At 70.2% G+C, this 15,417-nt stretch carries 13 protein-coding genes; 6 read left to right on the plus strand and 7 right to left on the minus strand.

The window, feature by feature from the left end; translation table 11 throughout:
* Nucleotides 1–393 precede the first annotated feature (393 nt).
* On the plus strand, nucleotides 394–843 hold the full coding sequence (locus tag ACWD04_RS31135; RefSeq protein WP_451137092.1) for a PTS sugar transporter subunit IIA: 450 nt from the start codon (nucleotides 394–396) through the stop codon (nucleotides 841–843).
* A 75-nt stretch (nucleotides 844–918) separates the two neighbouring features.
* Nucleotides 919–2,589, plus strand: a complete 1,671-nt coding sequence (gene ptsP / locus ACWD04_RS31140) for a phosphoenolpyruvate--protein phosphotransferase (protein ID WP_451137093.1) — start codon at nucleotides 919–921, stop codon at nucleotides 2,587–2,589.
* Between the two features lie 74 nt (nucleotides 2,590–2,663).
* Here the strand turns inward: ptsP and ACWD04_RS31145 are convergent, their stop codons facing one another.
* Both ACWD04_RS31145 and ACWD04_RS31150 read right to left on the minus strand, forming a co-directional pair.
* Complete coding sequence (locus ACWD04_RS31145) at nucleotides 2,664–3,578, minus strand: hypothetical protein (protein WP_451137094.1); 915 nt, start codon at nucleotides 3,576–3,578, stop codon at nucleotides 2,664–2,666.
* 78 nt (nucleotides 3,579–3,656) lie between these two features.
* Nucleotides 3,657–5,633, minus strand: coding sequence for an acetoacetate--CoA ligase (locus ACWD04_RS31150; protein ID WP_451137095.1), 1,977 nt, complete (start codon nucleotides 5,631–5,633; stop codon nucleotides 3,657–3,659).
* A 219-nt stretch (nucleotides 5,634–5,852) separates the two neighbouring features.
* Here ACWD04_RS31150 and ACWD04_RS31155 point away from each other — a divergent pair, with 219 nt between their 5' ends.
* Complete coding sequence (locus ACWD04_RS31155) at nucleotides 5,853–8,216, plus strand: glycoside hydrolase family 31 protein (RefSeq protein ID WP_451137096.1); 2,364 nt, start codon at nucleotides 5,853–5,855, stop codon at nucleotides 8,214–8,216.
* Here the strand turns inward: ACWD04_RS31155 and ACWD04_RS31160 are convergent.
* A complete protein-coding gene (locus ACWD04_RS31160; protein WP_451137097.1) occupies nucleotides 8,207–8,725 on the minus strand; it encodes an NUDIX domain-containing protein in 519 nt (172 codons plus the stop codon). The genes ACWD04_RS31155 and ACWD04_RS31160 overlap by 10 nt on opposite strands.
* Nucleotides 8,726–8,764: 39 nt before the next feature.
* On the opposite strand from ACWD04_RS31160, the gene ACWD04_RS31165 reads away from it, so the two are divergent.
* Both ACWD04_RS31165 and ACWD04_RS31170 read left to right on the plus strand, forming a co-directional pair.
* A complete protein-coding gene (locus ACWD04_RS31165; protein WP_451137098.1) occupies nucleotides 8,765–9,571 on the plus strand; it encodes a M15 family metallopeptidase in 807 nt (268 codons plus the stop codon).
* A 127-nt stretch (nucleotides 9,572–9,698) separates the two neighbouring features.
* Entirely contained in the window at nucleotides 9,699–10,046 is a 348-nt protein-coding gene (locus tag ACWD04_RS31170; protein ID WP_451137099.1) for an Mpo1-like protein, read from the plus strand.
* A 131-nt stretch (nucleotides 10,047–10,177) separates the two neighbouring features.
* On the opposite strand, the gene ACWD04_RS31175 is transcribed toward ACWD04_RS31170, so the two are convergent.
* The 4 genes from ACWD04_RS31175 to ACWD04_RS31190 are packed head-to-tail and all read right to left on the minus strand — an operon-like array spanning nucleotide 10,178 to nucleotide 14,380.
* Entirely contained in the window at nucleotides 10,178–10,783 is a 606-nt protein-coding gene (locus tag ACWD04_RS31175; protein ID WP_451137100.1) for a GTP-binding protein, read from the minus strand.
* Nucleotides 10,764–11,201: a DUF742 domain-containing protein gene (locus tag ACWD04_RS31180; protein ID WP_451137101.1), complete on the minus strand. Its 438-nt coding sequence runs from the start codon at nucleotides 11,199–11,201 to the stop codon at nucleotides 10,764–10,766. The genes ACWD04_RS31175 and ACWD04_RS31180 overlap by 20 nt, the downstream gene beginning before the upstream one ends.
* Before the next feature lie 9 nt (nucleotides 11,202–11,210).
* Entirely contained in the window at nucleotides 11,211–11,654 is a 444-nt protein-coding gene (locus ACWD04_RS31185; protein ID WP_451137102.1) for a roadblock/LC7 domain-containing protein, read from the minus strand.
* Nucleotides 11,651–14,380, minus strand: a complete 2,730-nt coding sequence (locus ACWD04_RS31190) for a sensor histidine kinase (protein ID WP_451137103.1) — start codon at nucleotides 14,378–14,380, stop codon at nucleotides 11,651–11,653. The genes ACWD04_RS31185 and ACWD04_RS31190 overlap by 4 nt, the downstream gene beginning before the upstream one ends.
* A 530-nt stretch (nucleotides 14,381–14,910) precedes the next feature.
* Here ACWD04_RS31190 and ACWD04_RS31195 point away from each other — a divergent pair.
* Nucleotides 14,911–15,414, plus strand: a complete 504-nt coding sequence (locus tag ACWD04_RS31195; RefSeq protein ID WP_451137104.1) for a hypothetical protein — start codon at nucleotides 14,911–14,913, stop codon at nucleotides 15,412–15,414.
* Nucleotides 15,415–15,417 lie beyond the last annotated feature (3 nt).

Raw genomic sequence — 15,417 nt, forward strand, 5'->3', positions numbered from 1 at the left:
TCGTGTCCGATTCCCGGCCGAAGCGGGTTCCTGCTGTTTCGCTTTCCAGTTCTTCGCTTTCGCGTTTCCCTTTCCGGCGAGTCCGACTCTATCAGGCCTTTTCCCTTTCCTTTGACCAGGGTCTCGCGAGCATGCGAGAGCGCAATCAGAGTTACAGTCTGGGCTTGAGAGTCGCTGCCGACCCGGACTCGAAGTCGTGTCGGTGTCAGGCAGGGGTACGACAGTACAGGCGGCTGCGAGACGAGGCAAATCGTTTCCGGTGTACCTCCAGGTCGGCCAACCGGTAGCTGTCGGGCGAACCGGGACTTCATATGACTTACGCTGCTGATCAGTACGCCGCCCTCCATCAGCCATGGCGGTGACATACGGATCCCCACCCCCTGGAGGCTCTCCATGACCACAGTGACGTCCCCTCTCGCAGGCCGTGCCATCGGACTCACCGCGGTTCCCGACCCCGTGTTCTCCGGAGCGATGGTGGGTCCCGGTACAGCCATCGACCCGGTCCGCGAGCCTTCCGAAGCCGTCTCGCCGGTCGACGGAATCGTCGTCTCTCTCCATCCGCACGCCTTTGTGGTCGTCGACGACCAGGGGCACGGAGTGCTGACGCACCTCGGGATCGACACCGTGCAGCTCAACGGCGAGGGCTTCGAGCTGCTCGTGAACAAGGGGGACACCGTGGCCCGCGGACAGGGCATCGTCCGGTGGGACCCGGCCGGTGTCGAGGCAGCCGGTAAGTCCGCCATCTGCCCCGTCGTTGCCCTGGAGGCCACCGCCGAGTCCCTCTCCGACGTCCGCGAGGACGGCGACGTCAAGGTCGGCGAGACGCTGTTCGGCTGGCAGTGACACCCTCGGCGCAGTAAAAGCCAGTCGGGTATCCACCGCGGCGGTGCAGCCGCCGCACAATCGGAGACGGGTGAAATGGAGACAACGCTGCGAGGCGTCGGCGTGAGCCACGGTGTGGCGATCGGCGAAGTTCGGCACATGGGTACGGCGGTGCTGGAGCCGCCGGCCAAACAGATTCCCTCGGAAGAGGCCGAACGCGAGCAGGGGCGTGCCCGCCAGGCCGTACAAGCTGTTGCGGCCGACCTCATCGCGCGCGGCAATCTGGCAGGGGGCGAGGCGCAGCACGTGCTCGAGGCACAGGCCATGATGGCGCAGGATCCCGAACTCATCGCCGATGTCGAGCGCCGTATCGCCGTCGGCAGCACCGCCGAGCGCGGTGTCTACGACGCGTTCGCCGCGTACCGGGCACTGCTGGCCAATGCCGGGGAGTACCTGGCGGGACGCGTCGCCGACCTCGACGACGTACGGAACCGGATCGTGGCTCGACTGCTCGGTGTTCCGATGCCGGGGGTGCCCGACAGCGATGCGCCGTATGTCCTGATCGCGCGCGATCTGGCTCCTGCGGACACGGCTCTGCTCGACCCGGCGCTGGTGCTCGGCTTCGTCACGGAGGAGGGCGGGCCGACCAGCCACAGCGCCATCCTCGCCCGGGCGCTCGGGGTGCCGGCCGTCGTGGCTCTGCCCGGCGCGGGTGAGATCGCCGAGGGCACGGTCGTGGCGGTGGACGGCAGCACCGGCGAGATCTTCGTCGAGCCGAGCCAGGAGAAGCGTGCCGAGATGGAGAGCGCTTCGGCGGCCCGTAAGGCCTCGCTGTCGGCCGTGACCGGTCCCGGGGCCACCTCCGACGGTCACAAGGTGCCACTGCTCGCCAATGTGGGTGGTCCTGGTGACGTACCGGCTGCCCTGGAGGCCGGCGCCGAGGGCGTCGGGCTGTTCCGTACGGAGTTCCTCTTCCTGGACGACAGCAAGCAGGCGCCGTCCGAGGAGAAGCAGATCGCGGCGTACCGCGCGGTGCTGGAGGCGTTCCCCGAGGGACGTGTCGTGGTGCGGGTGCTGGACGCCGGTGCCGACAAGCCGTTGGACTTCCTGACACCGGCCGACGAGCCCAACCCCGCACTGGGTGTGCGTGGGCTGCGCAGTCTGCTGGACCACCCCGATGTGCTGCTCACCCAGCTGACGGCACTGTCCAGGGCCGCCGAGGGGCTGCCGGTGTACCTCGAGGTCATGGCGCCGATGGTCGCCGACCGTGCCGACGCGAAGGCGTTCGCGGACGCCTGCCGTGAGGCGGGACTGCAGGCGAAGTTCGGGGCGATGGTGGAGATTCCGTCCGCCGCCCTCAGGGCCCGCTCGATCCTTCGGGAAGTGGAGTTCCTGTCTCTGGGTACCAACGACCTGGCGCAGTACACCTTCGCGGCCGACCGTCAGGTGGGCGCCGTATCCAGGCTGCAGGACCCGTGGCAGCCCGCGCTGCTCGACCTCGTGGCGCTTTCCGCCGACGCCGCCAGGGCCGAGGGCAAGAGCTGCGGTGTCTGTGGAGAGGCCGCTTCGGACCCGCTTCTGGCATGTGTGCTGACCGGCTTGGGTGTCACCTCTCTGTCGATGGGTGCGGCGTCCATTCCCTATGTCCGGGCCACGCTGGCGAAGCACACGCTCGCGCAGTGCGAGCGCGCTGCCTCCGCCGCGCGTGCGGCGGACTCCGCCGACGAGGCACGCCTCGCGGCGCAGGCGGTGCTGTCGGGCGAGTGACTCCGTCCGCCGGACGCAGTCGGATGTGAAGGGGCTCCCGCCGGTTCCGGTCCGGTGGGAACCCCTTCGGTCTGTCAGTGATGGGGCTCCGGTTCGTCGGCACCGAGGCCGAATCCCGCGCAGTACTCGACGCCGGATTCCGGCGACACCGGTTCGCCCGTGTCGGCGTCGGTGCAGTAGGCGCTGAAGACCTCGCCCGCCGTGAGCGGGAGGAGGCTGCCCCGGTGCAGGCGCCAGCCGTGCACCCGGTCCGGGGCGCCGGGCGCCGTGGTGCGCAGCACGACGCCTCCCCGGGCCTCGAGTGCGACGCCCACGGCGAGCACCGTGGCGAACTCCGCCCCTTCCGACGACTCGATGCGGGCCGCGCCGTCCAGCTCGCCGGCGGTGTGGAGGACTGCGAGGAGCTGTTCGCTCTCCGTGGGCACGCTGCAGACGACGTGGTGGGTGCCCGGTCCCGCCGCGTCCAGTAGGCGCATCAGCAGGTGGGAAGCCCGGTCGAAGGCGGACCGCCCGATGTCCTGCCCGCAGTCCGCGCAGTCGCCGAGGCCGGCCAGCAGCATCGTGGCGTACTCCCATGTCGCACGGCGGACCGCTCGTGAGACGAGCAGCGGGATCAGCGTGTCGATGGGCTGGCCGGTGTAGGCCACGGTGGCGCCGCCTGCGGCGATCTCCGCGGTGAAGCGGCTTCGGCTCGTGCTTTCGTCGGGATCGAGGCCTGACTCGGTGCAGAATTCCGCGTAGTCCTCCGGGTCGAAGAGCGCGACGGTGGTGTGCATCCCCTGGGCGGCGAGCGTCCGCAGCAGGCCCTCGACCTGCTGCAGGTAGACCGCGTGGTCGTCGAAGGTGAAGCTGCGGTAGTGCCGCATGGCCGCGAAGTCCTCAGGGTCGACCAGCAGGCCCACCGTACTGGGTGCTTCGCGGCGCAGTGCGCGTCGCATGGACGTTCCGGAGTGTGGCCGGCTGCGTTTGGTCTGCCTGATGTGCGCCATGAGTCCCCCTGTGCACTGTGGATGAATGCTCACTCAGCGTAATCAGAGGGACTGACAACGGTCGGCCCGCCGGCTGGATCAGTGGCGCTCGCGGGCGAGGTCCTCGTAGAAGCGGAGGAGTTCGAGGTTGTCGACGGAACCCGGGCTGACCGCCTTGGAAAGGGCTGTGCCCTGGAGGAGGCGCTTGACCGGAACCTCGATGCGCTTGCCGGTGAGGGTGTGCGGGATGCCGGGGACCTCGATGACCTCGTCCGGTACATGGCGGGGTGAGAGGTTCTCGCGGATGGTTCGTTCGATGCTGTCACGGAGTCCGTCGTCGAGTGTGGCGCCCTCGGCAAGGTGGACGAACAGGGGCATCCAGTAGCCTCCGTCCGGCTCTTCGAGGCCGATGACGAGTGACTCACGGATTTCGGGGAGCCGCTCGACCGCCTCGTAGATGTCTGCGGACCCCATCCGTACGCCCTGTCTGTTGAGGGTGGAGTCGGAGCGGCCGTGGATGACGACCGAGCCTCGGTCGGTCAGCGTGATCCAGTCCCCGTGGCGCCAGACGCCGGGGTACATGTCGAAGTAACTGTCGTGGTAGCGGCGGCCGTCGGGGTCGTTCCAGAAGCGGACCGGCATGGACGGCATGGGTGCGGTCACGACGAGCTCGCCGACCGCGCCGGTGAGCGGTCTGCCTGTGGGGTCCCACGACTGGAGGTCGGTGCCGAGGCAGGGGGCCTGCAGCTCGCCTACGTGGACCGGCAGGGTGGGGACCGCGCCCGCGAAGCAGCTGCAGACGTCTGTCCCGCCGCTGACAGAGGCGATCCACAGGTCGTGGGCAATTTCGTCGTGGAGCCAGCGGAATCCGTCGGGCGGGAGCGGGGAGCCGGTGGTGGCGACGCACTGGACACGGCTGAGGTCGTGGTCGCGGCCTGGGTGGACGCCCGCTTTCCGGCACGCCATGACGTAGGCGGCCGAGGTACCGAAGAAGGTGGCTCCGGTCTGTTCGGCGACGCGCCACTGGGCGCTCACGTCCGGATAGCCGGGGCTGCCGTCGTACAGCACGACGGTGGTTCCCGTGAGGAGGCCGGAGACGAGGAAGTTCCACATCATCCAGCCGGTGGAGGTGTACCAGAAGAAGCGGTCGTCGGGGCCGAGGTCGCAGTGCAGCCCGAGCTGCTTGAAGTGTTCGAGGAGGATCCCTCCCTGGGACTGGACGATCGCCTTCGGGAGTCCGGTCGTGCCGGAGGAGTACAGCACCCACAGCGGGTGCTCGAAGGGGACCTGCTCGAAGACCGGTTCGGCTTCCGACGCGGTGAGAGCCGACCACTCGAGGGTGCCTTCGGGTGCGTCCGTGCCGAGGAGCGGGATGTGGACGACCGCGCGCAGGGTGGGGAGTTCACGGCGGAGTTCGGCCACGGTGCCGGTGCGGTCGTGCTCCTTGCCGCCGTAGCGGTAACCGTCGACGGTGAAGAGGACGACGGGTTCGACCTGCTGGAAGCGGTCCAGAACGCTGCGGGCGCCGAAGTCGGGTGCGCAGGAGGTCCAGACTCCGCCGACCGCGGCGGTTGCGAGGAACGCGACGACCGCCTGCGGGATGTTGGGGAGGTATCCGCTGACCCGGTCGCCCGGGGTGACGCCGAGGGCGCGGAGTTCCGCGGCCAGCGAGCCTGCCTGACGCCGGAGTTCGGACCAGCTGAGGGCGACCTGGGTGTGGGTCTCGTCGACGTACAGCAGGGCGGGGGTGTCCGTGCGGAGCGGGTCGTCGGCCGTGCGCAGGGCGTGCTCGGCGTAGTTGAGGGTGGCGCCGGGGAACCACTGTGCGCCGGGCATGGCACGGTCGCCGATGACGGCCTCGTACGGTGTGGAGAAACGTACGTCGAACCAGTCGGCGACGGCCCGCCAGAAGGTGTCGAGTTCGTCGACCGACCAGCGGTGCAGGGTCGCGTATCCGCCGTGGGCGGGGGCTCCGTAGCGCCCGGCCGCCCATCGCTGGAAGCGGGTGACGGCCGCAGCCTCGACGCGCTCGGGCTCGGGCTGCCAGAGGGGGGCTTCGCCGGCTGCTGAGGTCATGGAGAGTCCTTGGCCTTTCGGGGTGTACGCGGGGTGTGCGTGCGTCGCGCGCACGGGCTGGGGTGTGCGCGTGAACGGCTTTTACGGACGATGCCATGTGATCGTCCCGGGCACCAGGGCCCTCGACCTGGCAGCGTGTCCGGCTGTGCGGCGTGGCCGCAGATGAACGGAAGTTGAACGGAGCACGTTTCCGTCACGGCGGATGGCAGGGTGGCCTGCATGGATGGTCGTGACCTGGTGCGCTCGGTGAAAATGGTCGGTTCCGTACAGGGAATGCGTACGGTGCGCTCGGCCTGGCGGCACAGGCGTGCGGATGCGCGGGATCTGGGGCCGCGCGGTGCGGAGCGGGCACGTGTGCCCGGTCTCCTCGTCGGTGCGGAGCCCGGGCCGGGTGGTGGAGTCGTGCGGTTCGTCCGCTCGCAGCTGCGTGTCCGGGTGGCGGTGGGCGGTGCGGTGTTCTGGTCCTGGGACGGCGCCGGGCCGCTGCCCTCGTACGCCCTGCCGGGCGACGAGCCGGAGCCTGATCCGCGGGCGTGCCTAGAGCCGGACACGAACGGCGGCTGGCAGGTCGTGTCCGAGCGGCTGACGGTCGTCGTATCGCGGCTCGGAGCGGTGGAGCTGCGTACGCCGGGTGGGGTACTGCTGCGCCGGGAGCTGCCGCCGCGCTGGTGGGAACCGGTGGAGGGGGGCGGGGCCCGGTGGGTGCAGCGGTCCGAGGTTCCTGCCGACGCGCGCTTCTTCGGGCTGGGCGGGCGGGCCGGCGGTCCGAGGCTGCGGGAGGGCACGTACGGGCTGTGGAACACCGATCCGGGCGGGCGTTTCGGTCCGGGGGACGATCCGCTGTACCTGACGATGCCGGTGCAGCTGGTGGTTTCCGACGCGGGAACCCATCTGGCGTTCCACGACAATTCCTGGTTGGGCGGGGTGACGCTCCGGGAGGGCGAGGAGGGCGCCGGCTCGGGGCATGACCGGCCTGGCACCTGCGAGGTGCGCATGGACGGCGGTCCGCTCCGCTGCTGGGTCGTCGTGGGTACGCCGGCGAGGGTGCTGCAGGGCTGGACGGCGCTGACGGGGGCGCCCGCGCTGCCGCCCTCCTGGGCGCTGGGTCCGCAGCACGCGCGCTGGGGGTTCGACAGCGAGCGGGAGGTGCGGCGGATCGTGACGGGGTACCGGGAGCGGGGGCTGCCCCTGTCGGTGATGCATCTGGACATCGACCACTACGACGCGCATCAGGTCTTCACGGTCGACCGTGAGCGGTTCCCCGATCTGCCCCGGCTGGCTAAGGAGTTGCGCGAGGAGGGCGTCCGGCTGGTGTCGATCGTCGATCCCGCGGTGCGGGCGTCGGCGGGCAACACGGTGTACGACAGCGGCCTCGAGGTCGGTACGGACGGGGCGTTCGTCCGGGATCCGCATGGGGTCCCGGTACTCGGTGAAGTGTGGCCGGGTGCGTGCGTCTATCCGGACTTCACCGATCCGCTGGTACGGGAATGGTGGGGCGCGCTGTACGAGGAGCGGCTCGGCCAGGGATTCGCCGGGGTGTGGCACGACATGAACGAGCCGGTGTCGTTCTCGGCGTTCGGAGATCCTTCGCTGCCTCGTTCGTCCCGGCACTCCCTGGAGGGGCGTGGCGGGGACCATCGGGAGGCCCACAATGTGTACGCACTGGCGATGGCGAGGGCGGGGTACGAGGGACTGCGCCGGCTGCGCCCCGACGAGCGGCCGTTCCTGTTCTCCCGTTCGGGCTGGGCGGGGATGCAGCGGTACGGCGGCACCTGGTCCGGTGATGTGGCCACCGGGTGGCCGGGGCTCCGGGCGTCGCTGGCCCTGGTCCTGGGGCTCGGGCTCTGCGGGGTGCCGTATTCGGGTCCCGATATCGGCGGGTTCGACGGGTCGCCGACGCCGGAGCTGTATCTGCGCTGGTTCCAACTGGGCTCGTACATGCCGTTGTTCCGTACGCATGCGGCTCTCGGTGCGGGGCGCAGGGAGCCGTGGGAGTTCGGGCCGGAGGTGCTCGCGCATGCCAGGGAGACGCTGGAGGAGCGGGAGCGGTTGCTGCCGTACTTCGTGACGCTGGCGCAGTTGGCCCGGCTGACAGGTGCGCCGTATGTGCGGCCGGTGTGGTGGGGCGCGTCGGGGGACCGGGAGTTGCGGGACTGCGAGGACGTGTTCCTGCTGGGTGACGCCCTGCTGGTCGCGCCGGTGCTGGACGAGGGGACGGACCGCCGATCGGTGCGGCTGCCGCAGGGACGCTGGTACGACACGGCGACCGGGCGGGCGTACGAGGGGCCGGGGCAGGTGGTGGTTGCCACGCCTCTGTCACGGATTCCGGTGCTGGCGCGTGCCGGTGCGGTGATCCCGGTGCGGGGCCCGGCGGGGAGCCTCGAACTCGAAGTGTGGGCTCCGCCCGCCGGGCGTACCGGGGGCGGGCTGGTCGTGCGGGACGTGGGAGACGGGTGGGCGCCGGCCGAGGTGGAGCGCTATACGTCGTGCCTCAGGGACGGGCGTGTGGTCGTGGAGCGTGACGGTGACGAGGGGCTGGTGCCGTATCCGGTCCGCGTGCGGGGGCTGCCGGCTCAGCGGTAGGCGCCGGCGAACCAGGAGCTTACGACCCGGGTGTGCAGCGGAAAGGCGAGTTCGTCCGGGGCGTACAGCACGTCGTGTCCCGAGGTCTCGTCCGTGGGGGCGGAGAGCGGCAGGTCCCCGGCGGGGCGCGGGGGGAGCAGCCCGAAGAGCAGCAGGTGGCCGTCCGGAGAGCTCAGGGCGTCCGCGAGGCGTACGTCCGTCTCGTCGGCCCGGATGCCGGTCTCCTCGCGCAGTTCGCGCACGACGGCGTGGCGCCAGTCCTCGGCCTGGTCGATGTAGCCGCCGGGCAGCGCGATTCCGCCCCGGTGCGGGGGGACGGTGCGGGTGATGACGACGAGGCCGGTGCCGTGCGGTCCGGTGACGGGCAGCAGGGCGACGGCCACGGGCAGCGGGTTGCGATAGGCGGTGTGGCCGCACGAGGTGCAGGTGCGGGGCCAGGTGTCGGCGGCGTACGGGGCCCCGCAGCTGTTGCAGTGGGAATCCTCCACGGGCGGACTGTATCCGATCACTCTTCTCTTGCGGCTCCGAAACTGATAGACGGTGTGCCCATGACAGGAATAGCTCGTGCTCTTCGCATCCTGGCCGCCGCCGGCGCCGTTCTGCTCGCCGTGACCGCCGCCGCCCCGGTGGCGGCGGCCAAACCCCAGCCCAAGGCACCGCCGGAGTTCGTCGACCTCCGCTCCGTCGACCCGACGATCATCACGGAGATGCGCTACACCACCGCGCACAACTTCATGGGGGAGCCGGTCGACGGCTACCGGCAGCCCGTCTGCATCCTGACCCGGCCTGTCGCCCGCGCGCTGCGCACGGCCCAGCAGGGCCTTCTGCGTCAGGGCTACTCGCTCAAGGTGTACGACTGCTACCGGCCGCAGCGTGCCGTGGACCACTTCGTGCGCTGGGCGAAGGATCTGGACGACCAGGTCATGAAGGGTGAGTTCTATCCGGTGGTCGACAAGACGCGGCTGTTCGAGGACGGTTACATCGCGGAGAAATCCGGGCACAGCCGGGGCAGCACAGTGGATCTCACCCTGGTGAAGCTGCCCGCGCAGCCGACCAGGCCGTACGAGCCGGGCGAGGAACTGGCTCCGTGCTACGCGCCGGAGGGCGAGCGCTTCCCCGACAACTCGGTGGACATGGGCACGGGGTACGACTGCTTCGACACCCTGTCGCACACGGACGACCCTCGGGTGCAAGGGGCGCAGCGTGCCAACCGGCAGTTCCTCAAGGAGACACTCACCGGCCTGGGGTTCGTGAATCTGGCAGAGGAGTGGTGGCACTTCACCCACAGGTCCGAGCTCTTCCCGGACACGTACTTCGACTTCCCGGTGGCCAGGCGGTCGGTCGCGGGGCACTGACGGTTGGGCGGAGAGCGGACGGAGAACGGGCGACCCGGACCACCCCCGTGGGCTCCGGCCGCCCGTTCTTGGTGTCGGACGCGGAGCCGCCGTATCCGGTTGCCGACCGAGCCATTACCGTGCCCTCATGTCCCCACAGACGTTCGATTCGTATGAAGAGTTCTGGCCCTACTACGTCGCCATGCACTCCAGGGCAGCGACCCGATGGGTGCATCTGACCGGGACCCTGACCGGCCTCGCGGTCACCGCGTACGGCCTGGCGCGCGGCCGTAAGCGCTACGTCTTGGCGCTGCCCCTGATCGGATACGGCACCGCGTGGCCCGCCCACTTCCTCATCGAGAAGAACAATCCGGCGACGTTCGGGCACCCCGCGTGGTCGCTGCGCGGCGATGTGCAGATGATTCGGATGATGCTCGCCGGACGGGACGGCGAACTGGCCGGGACCGCGGCCGAGTGGCTGGCCGAGAACCCGTGACCTCCGGACGCGCCCAGGGTTGACGCCCCGTCACCCAGGGTGAAGACTCGTCGCACGCCCGCTGCCCCCCGCACCGTACGCGCGGTCCGTACCCCGGTCGGCGGGGGTACGGACCGCGTCTCGTGCGGCCGTCAGGTCCTGGCGGGTTCCCGGAGCCGGTCGGCACGCACCATGGCGTGCTCCACGACCGCGACCAGTACATCCCGTACGGGCGCCCGGTCGCGCGCGTCACAGAGCAGGACCGGCACCTCGGCGTCGAGGTCGAGTGCTGCCCGGACCGTCTCGGTGGAAAACTGCTCGGCGCCGTCGAAGAGGTTGACCGCGACCGTGAACGGAATCCCCCGGCGCTCGAAGTAGTCGACCGCCGCGAAGCAGTCCTCCAGCCGCCGGGTGTCCGCGAGGACCACCGCGCCCAGGGCGCCCTGGGCGAGCTCGTCCCAGAGGAACCAGAAACGGTCCTGCCCGGGAGTCCCGAACAGATAGAGGACCAGGTCCTCGCGCAAGGTGATCCGGCCGAAGTCCATGGCCACCGTGGTGGTCTTCTTGGCCTCGACCCCCGCCACGTCGTCGACGGGACGGCCCGCCTCGCTCAGTCTCTCCTCCGTGCGCAGCGGTCTGATCTCGCTGACCGCGCCCACCAGGGTCGTCTTGCCCACGCCGAAGCCTCCCGCCACCAGAATTTTCAGGGTGACGGGCTCGACGTGCCGCTTTCTGCGGCTAGAGCGCCCGAAGGCCATTGATCACCTCGCGAAGAAGACTTTCGTCCGGCAGCTCGGCCGGCGGAACAGGACGGGTGACGTGCACCAGCTCGTCCTCGACGAGATCACCGACCAGGACACGGACCACCCCGACGGGGAGATCCAGCCCGGAGGCGAGTTCGGCGATCGACTGGGGCATGTCGCTGCACAGTTCGACGATCTCCACGTGTTCCGGGGAGAGCGTCTGGTCCCGGCCGGGATCGTCCGCCGCCGGTTCGGGGATGACGATCGCGATCAGGTCGAGACGATGACGGGAAGCGCTGCTGGTACGCCCCCGGGTCATCGCATAGGGCCGGACCACTGGCCCCGCTTCGGCGTCGTACCAGCGCGAGGAGCCCGCTCCGGTACGAGCGGGTGGTGATCCGGACACGGTGTCCCGGGCGGAGTCTGCGCTCATCCCCTCACCTCACCCTCCGGCGGGCAGACCGTCGGTCCGGGGGGCGTTGGCCAGGTGCGCCCCCACGCGCTTGACCATCAGGGTCATCTCGTACGCCACCTGTCCGACATCCGAGTCGGAGTCGGCCAGGACGGCGAGACAGCTGCCGTCGCCGGCCGCCGTGATGAAGAGGAAGGCCTCGTCGAGCTCGACCACGGTCTGGCGGACCCTGCCCGCGTCGAAGTGGCGGCCCACCCCCTTGGCGAGGCTGTGGAACCCCGAGGCGACGGCCGCAAGGTGCTCGCTGTCCTCCCGGCTCAGGTCCTGGGACGTGCCGGTGGCGAGACCGTCGCTGGAGAGGACCAGCGCCTTACGGATGCTGGCGACGCGCTCGACCAGTTCGTCGAGTAGCCAGTTGAGCTGGCCGGAGCCCTGGCGTGCGGCGTTGTGTGCTGCGGCGTTCGGTGCGGTCATCGACCGTCCCCTCCCGGAGTCGTTCCTGGTGCTGTTTCGCCGGTGCCGGCCACGTCCTCGGCGTTCTGCCGACGGCCGCGCTGCCAGCCGCGTTGAAGCGAAGCCATGCGATTGCGTACTTCGTCCGCGTCACGTTCGAGGTCGTCGTCGGTGCCTGCGGGGGCGTGGCCGGAAGTCCGCCCTGCGGCGTCCTCCCGGAGCTGTGGGGCGAGGCTCGCCTGCCGGACCCTGCGCGGGAGGCCACCCACCGTGTCCGCGCCGGGCTCCACGTCGACGGCTTCGGGTCCGGAGGCGGGTCCGTCGGGTGTGCTGGGATGAGGACGGCCCCCGTCGCTGATCCGGCGGCCGCGGTCGGCGACGAGTCTCGGCGGCTTGCGGCGCGGCAGCGGGACGGGGCCGGCGGGCCGCATCGGCCGGACGTCCGCGGAGCGGCCGTCCGGGGCGTCGAACGCCTGCTGGTGCTGTTCCCTGTCCCTGCGCAGATCACGGGCGCGGAAGATGCCGCCCCGTTCGCTCTCGGTGTCCTCGAGATCCGATACGCCGTCGAGGACGGGGCCGAGTGCCGGATCCAGCTCCCGGTCGAGTGCCGGGTCGTCGGTGAACCCGAGTGTGCCCACCGGGCCTTCGAGTTCGACGGGCCCGTCGAGCACGGACGGGTCGGTGAGACCCGTGGGAACCGGGGAGAGCCCGGCAGTCCTGCCCTGGATGCCCGTGTCCGCGACTCCGTCCCTGCGGGCCTTGTCGCTGCCATGCGTCCGGCTGCCCGGCCGGCCACCGCCGATCGCCTTCTCGGCCCGGCGGTCGAGGCGGAAGCCGGTGCCGTGGGTGTCGGGGGCGTCGGTGAGCAGCTGCGCCGGGATGAAGACGACCGCAGTCGTCCCTCCGTACGGTGAGGTCTGCAGCGACACCCTGACATTCTGCCGCTGGGCGAGCCGGCTGACGACGAAAAGGCCGAGCCGGTCTGTGTCGGAGAGCTCGAAGTCGGGCGTCTCGGCGAGCCTCAGGTTGGCGTCCAGGAGGACTTCCGGCGCCATGCCGAGGCCGCGGTCGTGGATTTCGAGGGTGAAGCCGTTGGCCACGCGTTCGCCGTGCACCTGGACCGCGGTGTGCGGGGGCGAGAACACCGTGGCGTTCTCCAGCAGTTCCGCGATCAGGTGGGTGAGGTCGGCGACGGCCGGGCCGCCCACGCCGATGCGGGGCAGGCGCCGGACCTCGATCCGCTCGTAGTTCTCCACTTCCGCGACCGCTGCACGCACCACGTCCATCAGCTGGATCGGCTTGCGCCACTGCCGGGACGGGGCCGCCCCGGAGAGGATCACGAGGCCTTCCGCGTGGCGGCGCATGCGGGTGGTGAGGTGGTCGAGGCGGAAGAGGTCGGCGAGTTCGTCGCCGTTCTCGGTGCGCCGCTCCATGGTGTCCAGAAGCGTCAGCTGGCGGTGCAGGAGCACCTGGTTGCGGCGTGCGAGGTTGACGAAGACCTCGGAGACGCCGCGGCGCATGTCCGCCTGCTTGACGGCGGCTTCGACTGCGGCCCGCTGGAGGGTGTTGAGAGCCTGCCCGACCTGACCGATCTCGTCACGCTCGTAACTGAGGTGGGGGGCTTCGGTCTCCACGTCCACCTGCTCGCCCGCTGCCAGGCGCCGCATCACGCTGGGGAGCCGTACGCCGGACACCTCGTGGGCGTCCTTGCGCAGCCGGGAGAGGTCGCGGACGAGTTCGCGTGCCACGCGTACGGAGACGACGACGGACACGAGGAGGGCGACGAACCCCAGGACACCGGCGACGCCGGCCTGGATCAGGACCCGGTAGCCGGCGGGTTCCGCACGGTCCTGGAAGCGGTTGGACATCTCGGTGCCGTCGTTGGCCAGGTGCTCCAGAACCGGCGGAGCCACTTCCTCCCAGCGCGCGGCGTCGACGGCGCCCGGTTTCGTGACCGGGCCCGCGGCGATGAGCCTCCGCTCGGTCGTTCGCAGCGGCTCGGTGTCGGGGCTGCGCCAGTACTGCTCCATACGTCCGCGCTCGCTCGCCGGCAGGAGCTCGAGGTTGACCTCGTACAGGAGCGTGCGGCTGGCGGCGAGGTCGGAGACGACGCGCAGCTCGGCGGCGCCGAGCCGTCCCGCGACGAGGCCCGACGCGATGAGGGCGTCCTCACGGGAGAGCATCTCGCGGGCGCGGGAGATGCCGACCAGGGCCCGGACCTGCTTGTCCATCGATACGTTCTCCATCGTGTGGAGACCGTTCAAAAAACGGTAGCAGGGGTCGACGAGCCCGTTGTAGAAGTCGAGGGCCCTGGTCCGGTCGATGGTGCGCTCCTCGACGGACCCGCGCAGCGCGTCCAAGCCGTCGACCTCGCCGAGGATCGAGTCGAGCTGGGCCTCCGACTCCGCGCTCAGCTTCTCCCGGATGTCCTGGCTCTTCGCGCTCTGCCTCACGTCGGCCACGACCCGGTCGGTCGCGGCGCGCCGGCGGCGCAGTAGAGGCAGGGCGTCCGAGGAGCGGGGGTCGGCCAGGAAGACGAGCGTCTGGCGGCGTTCGTCCTGGACGGCGCGGATGGTGTCTTCCAGCGGGTGGCCGACCTGCTCCACGATGGCGCTCGCGCCCATCAGTTCAGCGGCCTCACGGCCCGTGTGATAGGTGGCGAAGGCCCAGAGACCTGTGAGAGAGGCGAGCGGCACCAGGAGCAACGCCACGATCTTCCTGCGGATGGACTTCCCGCGAAAGCGCATGGCCTCCCCCAGCTCGGCCCCGCACCGCGGGGGTGGTTGTGTCTGCGTGCCCGTCTGCCCGTTTTCCGGAATTTCCGGTGTTTTCGGCCGTACGGCGTTCGTGCTTGTCGCGGTGTTCCTGACGCGGCCCACCGGGTGTCGGCCGGTGTTCCGTCAACAAACGGCGTGAGCTTACTACTGACCTGCCGGTAACTCGAAGACGTGTCCGGACGATTTCCGGTCGTTCTTCCTCGATTTGCTCACCACTTGTCCCGGTATTCCCGGTGAAGAACTTCGCGAAAGCGACAGAGAACTCCTCGCCGAACGCGTTGCGTCCACACAAGGCAGTGGCTGGAAACCTTCGTTCCCTGCCCCTTCGGAGCCGGCCGAGGCCCCCGGCGGGAATCTTCGCGACCTGGCGTTCGTCCAGACGTACGGGGCGGGAGAACCTCACGGGGGTATGTGCGACAGGCGAACGGCTCAGTCCGCGTAGAATGGGCGCAAGCCGGGCAGCCACCCTTGAGTCGGACAGTGGTGGGGAGTTGAAGGTCTTGGACACGGATGAGCGCCGGAATACGGCGACACCGTCTGCGGCCGGTGCGTCTGCAGCCGGTATGTCTGTGGTTGATGCGTCCGTGCTCGATGCGTCCGCGGCCGGTGCCCGGATCCCGCGGCAGCTGTGGGTGGAGGAACCCGCGATACGGCTGCGGATGCCGGATCCTGTGCGGACGGCCGCCGTGCGCGCCGTCCTCATCATGTCGCTGACCATCATTCAGGCCGTGGTGGCCTTCCTGTGCACACTCGCCGAGTCCTGGCTCGCCTTCCCGATGGTGCTGGGCGGAGTCGCGGGCACGGTGGTGGCGACGTGGTCGGTGCTGGACGTCTGGGTGACGCGGCAGGTGTGGAACCAGCGCAACGGCGTGGTGTCCGTACCCAGCAGCACGGCGCGCCGCATGCGCCGGGAGCGCCGGTCGGCCAGGCGTGCCACCCGTGCCCAGGTGCGCAGGGAGGCCCGGATACGACGCCGGGGCGAAGGCCGGCTCTCCCGGGCCTGACCG

It is taken from the genome of Streptomyces sp. NPDC002911, assembly GCF_053591835.1.

What these genes read in the sequence shown, in the direction of transcription:
- ACWD04_RS31135 (WP_451137092.1), top strand. Translation starts at nt 394, where the DNA reads ATGACCACAGTGACGTCCCCTCTCGCAGGCCGTGCCATCGGACTCACC.
- ptsP (WP_451137093.1), top strand. Translation starts at nt 919, where the DNA reads ATGGAGACAACGCTGCGAGGCGTCGGCGTGAGCCACGGTGTGGCGATC.
- ACWD04_RS31145 (WP_451137094.1), bottom strand. Translation starts at nt 3,578, where the DNA reads ATGGCGCACATCAGGCAGACCAAACGCAGCCGGCCACACTCCGGAACG.
- ACWD04_RS31150 (WP_451137095.1), bottom strand. Translation starts at nt 5,633, where the DNA reads ATGACCTCAGCAGCCGGCGAAGCCCCCCTCTGGCAGCCCGAGCCCGAG.
- ACWD04_RS31155 (WP_451137096.1), top strand. Translation starts at nt 5,853, where the DNA reads ATGGATGGTCGTGACCTGGTGCGCTCGGTGAAAATGGTCGGTTCCGTA.
- ACWD04_RS31165 (WP_451137098.1), top strand. Translation starts at nt 8,765, where the DNA reads ATGACAGGAATAGCTCGTGCTCTTCGCATCCTGGCCGCCGCCGGCGCC.
- ACWD04_RS31170 (WP_451137099.1), top strand. Translation starts at nt 9,699, where the DNA reads ATGTCCCCACAGACGTTCGATTCGTATGAAGAGTTCTGGCCCTACTAC.
- ACWD04_RS31175 (WP_451137100.1), bottom strand. Translation starts at nt 10,783, where the DNA reads ATGGCCTTCGGGCGCTCTAGCCGCAGAAAGCGGCACGTCGAGCCCGTC.
- ACWD04_RS31180 (WP_451137101.1), bottom strand. Translation starts at nt 11,201, where the DNA reads ATGAGCGCAGACTCCGCCCGGGACACCGTGTCCGGATCACCACCCGCT.
- ACWD04_RS31185 (WP_451137102.1), bottom strand. Translation starts at nt 11,654, where the DNA reads ATGACCGCACCGAACGCCGCAGCACACAACGCCGCACGCCAGGGCTCC.
- ACWD04_RS31190 (WP_451137103.1), bottom strand. Translation starts at nt 14,380, where the DNA reads ATGCGCTTTCGCGGGAAGTCCATCCGCAGGAAGATCGTGGCGTTGCTC.